The following is a 12810-nucleotide window of genomic DNA, read 5'->3' as shown; positions in this document are numbered from 1 at the left end:
GTTAGAGATTAGATGTAACGGATAAATAAAAAATTTTGACAAAAAATGTAACCGGTTACAGATTTATCTTGTAAGTTAATTAAAATTAAACGAGTAAAACAAAAATAATTGATGAAGTAGGAGAGAGGCGATGCCGAATGATGACTTCGAGAAGAAAGAGTATGACGCACTGATTGTTGGGTCTGGTGCTGGCGGCGGTATGGCTGCCTATGTACTAGCCACTGCAGGGCTAAAGGTTCTACTGCTGGAGGCGGGGAGATCCTATGACCCGGTTAAGGAAACCCCAATGTTTAACCTCCCAAAAGATGCGCCTTTGCGTGGGGGGAGCACACCGGAAAAGCCGTTCGGTTTCTATGATGCAACGGTTGACGGAGGTTGGCAGGTACCCGGCGAACCCTACACTCAGGGGTCCAGAGAAAGAGGCCGCCGTTTTGACTGGTGGCGTGCCCGTATGCTGGGTGGCCGCACGAACCACTGGGGACGTATTTCCCTGCGAATGGGTGAGTATGATTTTAAACCCTATTCAAGGGACGGACTCGGTTTTGATTGGCCGATCAGTTACAACGATCTCGCTCCCTACTACGATAAAACCGAGATGCTCATTGGTGTCTATGGCACTAACGAGGGGTTAGAAAACACTCCTGACTCCTCCGAAGGAGTGCTGCTGCCACCCCCGAAGCCCCGTGCCTATGAACTTCTGGCCAAAAAAGCGTGCGATAGGCTGGGGATCCCTGTAATTCCCTCTCACTTGGCTATTCTCAGTGAGCGTCTAGATCACGAAAATATTCCGCAGAAATTATTCCCGGACAATAAATTGGCCCAGGACGTCACCCGGGAATCAATGAAATCTCGCGCAGCCTGTTTTTGGGCCACGCCCTGTGGGCGCGGTTGCTCAATTAAGGCGAATTTCCAGTCCACGACTGTACTACTGCCACCGGCATTAGCGACGGGCAATCTGGATATCATTACTGATGCCATGGTGCGTGAAGTTACCGTTGATAAAAAAGGTAAGGCAAACGGGGTTATTTATATTGATAAAGATACCCGTCAGGAAAGATTTGCCAGTGCCCGCGCTGTGATTGTTGCAGCCAGTGCGGCTGAAACTTCGCGCATTCTCCTTAATTCCAAAAGCACTTTATTCCCTGATGGTATCGCCAATGGCAGCGGTGCCGTAGGGAAATACCTGATGGATACAGTGGGAGCTGGTATCGGCGGGCAGATTCCCGCTTTGGAAAGTATGCCTGCCCACAATGAGGACGGCGCATCGGCGATGCACATGTATATGCCCTGGTGGTTGTACAAGGAACAATTGCGTGGTGACCTGGATTTCGCCCGTGGCTACCACATTGAATTCGGCGGTGGTCGCAGTATGCCGGGCGCAGGTGCCTTCGGCGGTATGGGTGATTTTACCAATGGTGCTTATGGTAAAGACTTGAAGGAAGCCTGCCGGCGTTACTACGGCTCCTTTGTGTGGTTTGACGGTCGCGGGGAAATGATTCCCAACGAGGACAGCTACTGTGAAATTGATAAGGACCAGGTAGATCAGTGGGGCATCCCGGTGTTGAAGTTCCATTGGAAATGGAGTGACCAGGAATTGAACCAGGCCGCTCACATGCACAAAACCTTTGCTGAAATCATTGAGGGTATGGGTGGTAAGGTCACCTCTACCGTGCAAACCGACGGTGCCAAGGCAATTATCAACGGCGGTGCGATTATTCACGAAGTCGGCACCGCGCGCATGGGCTCAAATCCGAATGATTCCGTGCTCAATCCTTACTGCCAGTCCTGGGAAGTACCGAATCTCTTCCTTACTGACGGCGCACCCTTTGTCTCCAATGCTGATAAGAATCCAACCCTGACCATTATGGCGCTGGCCTGGCGCACCTGCGACTACATCGTGGACCAGTTCAAGAAGAGGAATATCTGATATGAGCGAGGAAAAAACCAATCTGGGTCGGCGCAACGCCCTGCGTTTGATTGCTACCACCGCTGCTGCAGTTCCAGTCATTGGCTGTTCTGAGAAAGTAGCGCAAAAAGTTGTAGTGAAAGAGGAGGTGCCCGGGGCTGAACCGGTAGTAAAGAACCTGGATGCCCCGAAGCAGACTCTGGCCAGGGGCACGCCGACAGATCCGGATCTCCTTAATCCCGTTGTGCCTTGGGAGATGCAGCTTGAAAAGGGTGAGTTAGCGGTATTGGCAGCACTTTGCGACGTCATTATTCCCGCGGATGAAACTTCTCCGAGTGCCTCTTCAGTAGGGGCCCATCACTACATCAACGAATATGTCAGCGCCCCATATTCCAATAATAAAGCAGATCTTGTCACGATTCGGGGAGGGGTTGTTTGGCTGGAGGGTGAGTCCAAGCGCAGATTTGGAGGTTCCTTTGTCGATCTGAATGAACCTCAAAAAGTAGCCATCTGTGAGGATATCAAGTGGACTCGCACGGCGAAGCCAGAGTTCCAAGCTGGTGCTCGTTTCTTTGCCAAAGTTCGAGTTCTCGTGTCCACCGCTTTCTATACCACCGAGGAAGGTATGGCGGATATCGGTTATGTGGGTAACCGACCAATGGCGAGTTTCCCTGGAGCACCCCCTGAAGTCCTCAAGCGACTTGGATTGGATAGCTAAAGACGCTTTTTGCTATAGCGCTATACGCACATATAAAAATATCGAGACAGAACTGGATCGATAAGAGTAGGGCATATTCCGGTGGCCCGGCGAATGATATGCCGGGCTTTTAGGGTGAACGGAAGGCTAGAAAAAAATAATAAAAGAGAAATTTGAGCAATGAGAGAGATACCCTTAAATACAAATCGCCAGCTAGACCTATTGAGGACGTCTGTTAGTGTTCTAGTGTTGTACAGTGTTGTCGGTATGGCAAATGCACAGAGCACCAGTGAATCTGATACAGAGAGTCTGGTGCTGGAGGAAGTAGAGGTATTGGGTATTCGCCGGAGCATGGAGAAAAATCTCGATGTAAAGCGTTTTTCCAATGCGGTAGTAGACTCAATCACCGCTGAAGATATGGGTAAATTCCCCGATAAGAATGTTGCAGACTCTTTGCAGAGGGTTCCGGGAGTATCCATCGTTCGAAGCGGCGGCGAGGGAGCCGAAGTAAGTATCCGAGGAACTGCGCCTGAGCTCACTTTTACCCAGCTAAATGGAAACTATATAGCCACTCCCGGCGATGATCCATCCCGATCATTTTCCTACGCATTGCTACCTTCAGCGATGATCTCCCGAGCGGATGTGTATAAAAGTCCAGAAGCAAAACTGGATGAAGGCGGGATAGGTGGTACTGTAATTTTACACACCCGCAAGCCACTGGACCTGGATTCCGGGGAGGGCATGTTATCCATTGAGAGTACTTATGCTGATGTTACTGGGGAGTACGAACCTCAGTACACCGGTTTTTACTCATGGAAAAATGATCAGGAAACCTTTGGCGTATTGTTTGGATACTCAAAGCAGGATCGTCAGAACCGGGTAATTAGCACCTCGGTAGAAAACTGGGGTTGGCAGGGAGATGAGTCCCCCCAGACTGGCGTAGAGGCCAGGGGGCCGATGGTGGATATCGACGGTAATGAATACCGGGATTTCTATGCGCCGCGAGCCGTTGTCGGTAGTGTCTTGGAAGAGGAGCGGACCCGGGATGGCATGCAGCTAAGTGCCCAATGGCGTCCGGTAGAACAGCTGGAATTTGGTGTCAATTATTTCCGCTTTGAGCTAGGCGGCAACTCAGAGAATTATCGTATCGTATTTCCTGAGTGGAACTACGGGGATGCAATAGCGCCGGGCAGTCTCAAGTTTGATGAAGATGGTGATACTCTTCTCGGCATTGGTATGCTCGATCGGGGCCAGGCAGAGTTACAGTCTCCACAGGTAGCTGGTGACTACACTCGAGCGGAATATGTTTCGGATACGCTGGATTTCAATATCAGTTACGAGGGAGATGGATATAGTGCTCGGTTGGTAGTCGGTAATACCAGTGCAGAGGGCGGCCCCTCTGAGAAATTGTTTGCATCAGTCAATTCCCGTTATGGCACTGCAACCGATTGGAGCTGGGATCTCAGCAGTGGTACTGCTGAAATTGATACCAGTGCAGATCTGGGAGATCCCAACACTTATCCTTTATATGACTGGTTCTCATCCCTTTGGACCAGCAGCGAGGACGAGGAGAGTTACTACCAGCTGGACGTTTCCATCGATATGGATTATGCCTGGCTTACCTCCCTGGATGTTGGGGTTAAGTACCGGGACCATGAGATAAACCGCCGCATCACCAAACAATCCTGGGATGATGATAATCCTCCCTGTCCAACGATTAACTGGGGTGATGTTGATGGAGCTTGTTACCCCTGGTGGCCAAGTGATTCATTCCACACTGACCCCGATGGTGTGCCCGACACAATCGATATCCTTTCAAACGGCCCTCTCGATAATATTATCGGCGGTGTGAATGTGCCAAATTTCGCTTATCTGGAGTTTGATAAGTTAAAAGAGTTTCTATACGCAACCTATGGTGACCCTACGGTAATCGTCGAGAAAAATCAGGTTTACCGGGTTGGTGAGGAAATTACGGCTGCTTATGTACAGCAGAATTTTGCTTCGGCAGTTCTGCGCGGAAACTTTGGCATTCGAGCAGTCCAGACCAAGCAGTATGCGAGCACCTACGACAATATTGATGGGGTCTTGCAGGACGAACCCAATATTCGTGACAGCAGCAATACTGATATTTTACCTAGTGCTAATATCGCTTGGGATATCTCCGATGAACTGGTTATGCGCGCAGCCCTGGCTAGAGTCGTGGCGAGAGTAGAGTACGATAACCTAGGTGGTTCTGAAGTGATCCACGCCCCTTTGCCTGGCTCAACAGTCAGTCAAGGGTATGCGGGCAACTCTGAGTTGGAGCCTTATAAAGCTGATCAGTTTGATTTGGGTCTGGAGTGGTACTTCGATGATGCCTCTGCGGCAGGACTGACCTTGTTCAGAAAGGATATTGCTTCGTTTGTAATCAACGGCAGTTCCATGGTGACAAGGGATATCGATGGTATTACCCGGACCGTGTCTATGTCTATGCCGGTAAATGGCACTGATGCTACTGCGCAAGGTATAGAGCTGTTTGTTCAGTATGCCTTTGATAATGGCTTTGGAGTCTATGCAAACTATACCTTCACAGACACAGAGCTGGCGGAGATCGACTCCGAAGGTATCAAAATCAAAACAGAGATTGCCGGCACTTCGAAGGACCAGTACAACCTGTCCCTCTACTATGAAAATACCGACTTTAGCATTCGCGCTTCTTACAATTATCGCAGTGACTATGCAGACGGTTTCCACAATGGCATGAACACTTTCACTGATGAATACGATCAGTTGGATGTTAATGCATCTTATCGTTTGATGGATAACCTGACGTTGACCGCCTCAATAATCAACCTTACCGAAGAGAAGGTGGATAGATATTGGGGTGAGGAAAACAGGGTTTGGGGCTCCTCATATTCAGGCCGACGAGCTTATATGGGGCTGACTTATAGCTTCTAACCTCATTGCCGCCCAGTCACGCGGACACAGGGACGTGTCCGCACCTTTCTGCAAATTTTTTATACCTGGTTTGCGTGCCCAGTTTAGACAGTATTGAGCATTACATTAATGCAAATATATCTATTCGTTCTAGGAATTGTGGGTATTTTATACTAGTACTCAGTTGAGGGAGCATAGCAAGCAGCTCCAATGAGGGAGCAATTTAAAATACTTTGAATGGAGGGAAATATCATGAAAAGGGTATATATAGAAGACACAGCACCCTATGCTCTGGGAGTTGCTGTCGCAGTCTACACTACCTGTTAACAGAAGGTAGTTTTTACGAAAAGTGAGATGGCCCTTGAACATGAGGGACGTCTCACTCAATGCTAATACAGATAAATCAAGAATTTAGCGATTCTGCCTTTCTAGTTTCCTTACCACCACTACTAATATGACGGTTAAGTGATGATGAAAGGCTCTGATTTATTGGATAATTTCTTTCTCTATTTCAGTGAAAATGAAGTCATCTTGTGGGATGTTGTTCATCACGATCAGTGGGCTTTGGATAAAGAAACTCTCATAAATATTCTGGATAAATTTTATTCCGATGTGCAGACAGGAGAAACTAAGGCAGCAGATTTCCTTCAAAGTAATGGAGCCTTCATCAGTGGTGATTTAGCTCGGAAACAATGGGGTTGGGATGTACTATCCTGGTTTTACCATTATGGCACCAAGCTTTCGTTACCGCCCTCAACTGAGGGCAAAGAAGGGGCTAGTGAAGATCCCAGGGTATCTTGGGTAGGACAGTATGTTGACTATTGTAAACAGGTGCCGGAAAAGGCTAAAGGCAAGTACAATTATCCAGAAGTGGATATCCCACTAAATAGCTTTCCTACCACCAATCAGTTGGAGTCTGTGTTTGGGACCCGGTTTTCTTCACGAAAATTTGTACCGGGAACTACTTTAAAACGTGAGCTTTTGGAAAAAATACTCTTTCATTGTGTAAAATTTCGTACTTCTCCGTTTGTTGAAAAGTTTTATAAGGCCCACTCAGACAAAATAAATTATTTTGGATATTTTCGCAGCAGCCCTGCTGGCGGCGCCTTACAAGCTACAGATATATACCTGATAGTGCACTCGGTACAGGGGATTGATCCCGGTATTTACCTCTATAATCCAATTGATCATGGATTAACCAAAGTCGGCGATGCTGTTAGCCATGATAAGATCCGCCGCTTGCTTGTCGGTCAGCCCTATGCCGAGGGTGCCGCAGTTAATATTTGCTTTGTCTGCAAATTTAATCGGTTCTGGTCCAAGTATCGTCATTCCCGTATCTATCGGATGGCATACCTTGAAGCCGGCCATCTATCTGAGAATATATTTCTCTATGCACACTCTCTTCAACAAGACGTATTTATAGCGGGCGCTTTTTATGATGAAGAGTTTGAGAGCTTGTTGAAGTTGGATAAAGACAGTGCCATGGTCTTCTTTATGGCTATTGGGGAAGGGGAGCATGCTTGTTTCCCTGTTAAGTACCTGCCTTCTGATCCAACATAACTGGCTTAATTAACTATTGACAAATGTTGTTGCCAGATAAGAGAGCTCTGACTTCGCGTTAGTCAACGATTTCAGGGCTAAGAAAACGAGTGTCAGTCTTTTCAATGAACGTGAAAAAAGCGCTGATGGAGAAAAGACATTTATCTTGGGGCGAACACCACAAAGCAGTATGCCCCACGTACATAGATAAGGATAAGGTCCGTTAGTGCAGTGTGTGGACCAGCTTTGAGCTTAAGCGCATGGTGGGGGAGAAGCGGATCATATCAATCAGGGAGTCGATATAACGCTCGCCTAGCTCACCGATATCTTCGATTCTCGAAGACAGAAGCCAGGTCTCAATAACGCCAAAGAGCCCTCCGTGTAGCATCTGCTTTGCCAGATCTACGTCCAGGTCTGCGGGCAATTGGCGTTCGGCTACTGCCAGGATAAGCAGCCCGCTCATACGCTCAAGCCCGCGAGTGCGCCCCTGTTTCATGCGCAGGTGAGTTTCATTGCTCTCGGTAATCTTTTCTTCACAGGGATGGAAGATAATCTCAAGTACCTGCTGCCATTCGGGGTTAGAGGCAATTTCCTGGAATAGCCACACCCAGCGTGTCCGTAGTGTGCCGAGAGGGTTGGCTTTGAGCTGATCCCCGGCGTTATTGCAGAGTTGTTCACCAGGAAGCACCATGCGCTCTGTCAGCGCGTTGAGCAAACCGGTTTTACTGTGGAAATGATCGGTAACAGCACCGTAACTGACGCCAGCCAGCTTTGCGACTTCAGAAAGGGAAGGGCGACACACTCCATATTCATGAAACACATTGAGCGCGGCGTTTAAGATACGCTCACGAGTGGTTAAAATTTGCTCATTTCTGCGTTTGGTCATGGGAACTGCAGCTTCTTCTATCAATTATTAGTTTCACTCTGACTCATTTTTGCAGCGTTTAACCGCAAGCGGGCAAAGGGAGTTTATGTGCAAATCCTTGAATATACTGGGTGAAAGTGCATGTTAGTTGAAAATTGCACGATTATGAACAGTTGATCCCGTTTCGTGCGCACCCATAAAATGCCACGCTACTGTAATCAGATTTCCCTGTCACTTAAAAATTCCGATAACTGCCAACAATTTGTCTGAGCAGTCATTTTTAGAGGTAATCATGTTAAAAGCCCGAGCCCTCACCAGTCTTTTGGTCGCTTCCGTATTGCTGGCAGGGTGTAACGATGAGGCCTTGGCTCCGCCAGGAATGGCACCTCAGGTGACGGTTGTTACGTTGCATCCTGAATCTGTCACCCTGACTCGGGAACTGCCCGGACGCACTCAGCCGTTTAAAGTGGCCGAGGTTCGCCCACAAGTAAATGGCATCATAAAGCGCCAATTGTTCCGCGAGGGAGGTCAGGTTGGCGCAAATCAACCACTTTACCAGCTAGATGACGCTCTTTACCGTGCTGACGTTGATAGTGCTAAAGCCAGTCTTCAAGGTGCCCAAGCGGCTATGAACATCGCTCGCCTCAAAGCAGAGCGCACTGCAAACCTGGTGGAGAACGGCGCGGTCAGCAAGCAGGAAAATGATGCAGCGGAAGCGGATCTGCAGGAGGCCCAAGCTGACGTAGCAGCAGCCCAAGCAGAACTTAATCGGGCGGACATCCAATTGGACTACGCCCAGGTAACCTCTCCAATTACCGGCCGAATTGGCAAATCAGCAGTTACTCAAGGTGCTTTAGTGACGGCCAATCAGGCCGGAACTTTGGCTACTGTGCAGCAGCTCGATCCGATCTATGTTGAGGTTACCCAGTCGGCAGCGGAGCTCGTAAGCCTTCGCCGAGCCCTTCAGGCAGGTACTTTGGCTGATGCCACCCACTTACCGGTGACGATTCTTTTGGAAGATGGCAGTGAATTTGAGCATCTGGGCAAGTTGGAGTTTGCCGAAGCCAGCGTGGATCCTTCAACTGGCAGTGTGCTGTTGCGGGTCGTCGTCCCCAACCCGGACACCATGCTTTTACCAGGTATGTATGTGCGAGCGATTGTTGGCAGTGGTGTGCGCGAAGATGCCATTTTAGTACCCCAGCAAGGAATCGCACGGGACCCCAAAGGTAACACTTCAGCCATGGTAGTTAATGAAGAGAATGTGGTCGCCCAGCGCTCTGTGCGAGTCAGTCGCACTGTGGGTAACCGCTGGTTGGTTGAGGATGGACTGGAGGCAGGCGATCGGGTTGTAGTTGCCGGATTGCAAAAAATTCGCCCAGGGGCTCCGGTACAGGCCAGTGAGCGCGAAGATGAACAGCCACCGGCGGCTGAAGGCGATCAACAAGCTGGCGCAGCGCCTGCAGAGCAGGGTTCCTGAGGGTAGGAGTTATGGCGAGCTTTTTTATCAATCGGCCCATCTTTGCATGGGTGCTGGCAATTATCACGATGCTGGCAGGTGTGCTGTCTATCAGTAAGCTGGCGGTGGAGCGCTACCCGAATATTGCGCCACCTTCTGTAAATGTTGAGGCAAATTATCCGGGCGCTTCCGCCAAGGTGGTTGAGGATTCAGTTACCCAAATCCTTGAGCGTAATATGAAGGGCCTCGATGGCCTCCTTTATATGTCCGCCACCAGCCAGTCCAACGGTGGTGTTTCCATTTCTCTGACTTTTGAGAATGGAACTGATCCGGATACTGCTCAGGTTCAGGTACAGAATAAAGTCCAGCTAGCGATGCCACTGCTGCCCCAGGAGGTCCAGGTACAGGGGCTAAATGTCAGTAAGTCCCGGGGGGGCTTTCTGATGGTTGCCGGCTTTGTTTCTCAAGATGGCAGCATGAGCCGCAATGATATCGCCGACTATATCAACTCGGCCATTGTTGACCCTGTCAGCAGGGTACCGGGCGTTGGCAATGTGCAGGTGTTTGGTTCCAAGTACGCAATGCGGATTTGGCTCGATCCCAATAAGCTCACCACTTACGGTCTGACACCGGGTGATGTAGCTGACACAGTACGGGCTCAAAATGCCCAGGTGACGGTGGGTAGCCTGGGAGCTGCGCCGGCGATTCCGGGGCAGCAGTTGAATGCGTCGATTACCTCCCAGGGGCGCCTGCAAACTCCGGAGCAGTTCAGGGATATTATCGTCCGCGCTAATGATGACGGCTCTCTCCTGCGTCTTGGAGACATTGCCCGCGTTGAGCTGGGTGCAGAGAACTACGAGTTTATTTCCCGATATAACCGTCAACCTGCAACCGGCATCGCTATTAACCTGGCGACTGGAGCCAATGCTTTGGAAACCGCAGAGGGGGTGAAGGCCAAGCTGAAGGAGTTGGAAGCGTACTTCCCCCGAGGCCTTACATCGGTAGTGCCATTTGATACGACTCCGTTTGTCGAGGTTTCGATAAAGGGGGTTATCACCACATTGATCGAGGCGATTGTCCTTGTGTTCCTGGTGATGTACCTGTTCCTTCAAAACTTCCGCGCTACTTTAATTCCTACGATTGCCGTACCTGTGGTTCTGATGGGCACATTTGCCGTGCTCGCCACACTGGGTTTCTCGGTCAATATGCTTACGATGTTTGCCATGGTGCTTGCTATCGGTCTGCTCGTGGATGACGCTATTGTGGTGGTGGAAAATGTCGAACGCGTTATGCGGGATGAGGGGCTGTCACCGAAAGAAGCCACTAAGAAGTCAATGCATCAGATTACTGCCGCACTGATCGGTATTGGCGTGGTGTTGTCGGCGGTGTTTGTGCCTATGGCATTTATGGATGGTGCCACCGGTGTGATCTACCGTCAGTTCTCCGCCACAATTGTCGCAGCAATGGCGTTGTCTGTGTTGGTGGCGATTATCCTGACACCGGCACTTTGTGCGACCTTGCTCAAGCCCGTTTCTAAAGGGGAGAGCCACGAGGAGAGGGGCTTTTTTGGTTGGTTCAACCGCAACTTTGAGCGGGGCAGCCAGCGCTACCAGGTCGGAGTGCAGGGCATCCTGAAGCGTAGCGGCCGCTTTATGCTGTTATTTATCGCACTCTCTGCATTAATGGCCTTCCTGTTCCTTCGCTTACCCAGTTCTTTCCTGCCGGATGAGGACCAGGGTGTTCTGTTCTCTATGGTACAGGCGCCAGTGGGTGCAACCCAGGAGCGCACTATGGAATCTATCCGAAAAGTAGAAGACCAGTTCCTGAACAATGAGCAGGGCATCGTAAAATCAGTATTTGCTGTACAGGGGTTCAGCTTTGCTGGTAGTGGACAGAATACCGGTATTGCTTTTGTGAATCTGGAAGACTGGTCCCAGAGAGAAGAAGAGTCGCATAGTGCGGGTTCGGTCGCCATGCGTGCGATGGGTGCCTTGATGCAAATTAAAGATGCAATGGCTTTCGCTTTTGCGCCGCCACCGCTGCCGGAGCTGGGCTCCTCAGATGGCTTTAACTTCTATCTCCAGGATAACGGCAGTTTGGGGCACGAAGCTTTAACCGGAGCCAGGAATCAGTTTCTGGGAATGGCGGGGCAGAGCAAGCTTTTGGTGAACGTCCGTCCAAATGGTCAGGAAGACACCCCGCAATTTCGTGTAAAAATTGATAATGCGAAAGCAGCTGCGCTTGGCCTGTCTATCGATGATATCAACAGTGCGTTAAGTACGGCCTGGGGAGGCTCCTATATCGATGATTTTATCGATCGTGGCCGGGTAAAGCGCGTGTATATGCAGGCTGATGCCCCCTACAGGATGGTCCCAGAGGACTTCCAGTTGTGGTCGGTACGCAACGATAAGGGTGATATGGTGCCGTTATCTTCCTTTGCCAGTTTTGGCTGGGAGTACGGTTCCCCCCGCTTGGAACGCTATAACGGCGTTCCCTCCATGCAGGTCAATGGGCAGGCCGCACCTGGGGTCAGCTCTGGTGAGGCTATGGAAGAGGTCGAGCGCATAGTAGCTCAGCTACCCGCCGGCATTGGTATGGAGTGGAGTGGTCTCTCATATCAAGAGCGCTCAGCAGGGGCTCAAACCCCCTTGCTGTATACACTGTCTCTTCTAATCGTTTTCTTATGCTTGGCCGCGCTCTATGAAAGCTGGACAGTGCCTACGGCGGTTCTACTGATGGCGCCGTTGGGTATTCTCGGTGCTGTACTGGCGAATAGTTTACGGGGTATGGAGCGCGATATTTACTTTCAGGTGGCGATGCTGACAACAGTGGGCTTAACCAGTAAAAATGCCATTCTGATTGTGGAGTTTGCCAAGCAAAATCTCGAAGATGGTATGGAGCTGGTGGAATCTACAATGCGGGCCGTACGAGATAGGCTGCGCCCTATTCTGATGACATCTCTCGCCTTTGGCTTGGGGGTGTTGCCTTTGGCCATTGCAACCGGCGCCGGCTCCGGAGCCCAGCGCGCTATCGGTACTGGCGTATTCGGCGGGATGATAGTTGGGACTTTACTGGGAATCTTCTTTATCCCACTGTTCTTTGTGGTGGTGCAGCGGTTGTTTGGTAAGAAGACGCATAGGCGAGAAGCGGAGCTAGCTAAAGAGGGGGCATTTTCGACTAAAGGCGAGCACGGAGAGGCGGTAGAAGTTCTTTAACTGATCCTCTCAAGTAGAATAATTAAAGCCAGGCCCAAGTACATGGGCCTGGCTTTTTGGGAAATCAGCAACGCTAGGGGGCATCGCTATATTTCTAAAAATAGACTGGCGTCTCGCAATTTTAAATTGCAGCGTATAAATTAGTGCGATAAAAGCGGTCAGGATATAAAGTGTAATTACATAGATTTATGCAAGTATCTGACACGATTAATAATT

General features: G+C 49.9%; 7 protein-coding genes. 6 read left to right on the top strand and 1 reads right to left on the bottom strand.

Going from position 1 to position 12810, the window contains the following annotated elements; all coding sequences use genetic code 11:
- Positions 1-130 precede the first annotated feature (130 nt).
- From BTJ40_RS11880 to BTJ40_RS11865, 4 genes are all read left to right on the top strand, one after another.
- Positions 131-1927: a GMC family oxidoreductase gene (locus tag BTJ40_RS11880; protein ID WP_108733292.1), complete on the top strand. Its 1797-nt coding sequence runs from the start codon at positions 131-133 to the stop codon at positions 1925-1927.
- Position 1928: 1 nt separating this feature from the next.
- Positions 1929-2624 (top strand): gluconate 2-dehydrogenase subunit 3 family protein, encoded by a 696-nt coding sequence (locus BTJ40_RS11875; RefSeq protein WP_108733291.1) that lies wholly within the window; start codon positions 1929-1931, stop codon positions 2622-2624.
- Positions 2625-2870: 246 nt separating this feature from the next.
- Entirely contained in the window at positions 2871-5540 is a 2670-nt protein-coding gene (locus BTJ40_RS11870) for a TonB-dependent receptor (protein WP_157954042.1), read from the top strand.
- A 447-nt stretch (positions 5541-5987) separates the two neighbouring features.
- Positions 5988-7079, top strand: coding sequence for a SagB/ThcOx family dehydrogenase (locus BTJ40_RS11865; RefSeq protein WP_108733289.1), 1092 nt, complete (start codon positions 5988-5990; stop codon positions 7077-7079).
- Between the two features lie 202 nt (positions 7080-7281).
- On the opposite strand, the gene BTJ40_RS11860 is transcribed toward BTJ40_RS11865, so the two are convergent.
- Entirely contained in the window at positions 7282-7944 is a 663-nt protein-coding gene (locus BTJ40_RS11860; RefSeq protein ID WP_108733288.1) for a TetR family transcriptional regulator, read from the bottom strand.
- A 271-nt stretch (positions 7945-8215) separates the two neighbouring features.
- On the opposite strand from BTJ40_RS11860, the gene BTJ40_RS11855 reads away from it, so the two are divergent.
- The gene (locus tag BTJ40_RS11855; protein WP_108733287.1) at positions 8216-9400 is read left to right on the top strand and encodes an efflux RND transporter periplasmic adaptor subunit; all 1185 of its coding nucleotides are present in this window, start codon (positions 8216-8218) and stop codon (positions 9398-9400) included.
- An 11-nt stretch (positions 9401-9411) separates the two neighbouring features.
- A complete protein-coding gene (locus BTJ40_RS11850) occupies positions 9412-12594 on the top strand; it encodes an efflux RND transporter permease subunit (RefSeq protein ID WP_108733286.1) in 3183 nt (1060 codons plus the stop codon).
- The last annotated feature ends 216 nt before the right edge of the window (positions 12595-12810 follow it).

The sequence above is a fragment of the Microbulbifer sp. A4B17 genome (genome assembly GCF_003076275.1).
Classification (GTDB): Bacteria; Pseudomonadota; Gammaproteobacteria; order Pseudomonadales; family Cellvibrionaceae; genus Microbulbifer.
Note: the sequence above shows the minus strand (reverse complement) of the source record. Positions and strands in the feature narration are given on the sequence as shown.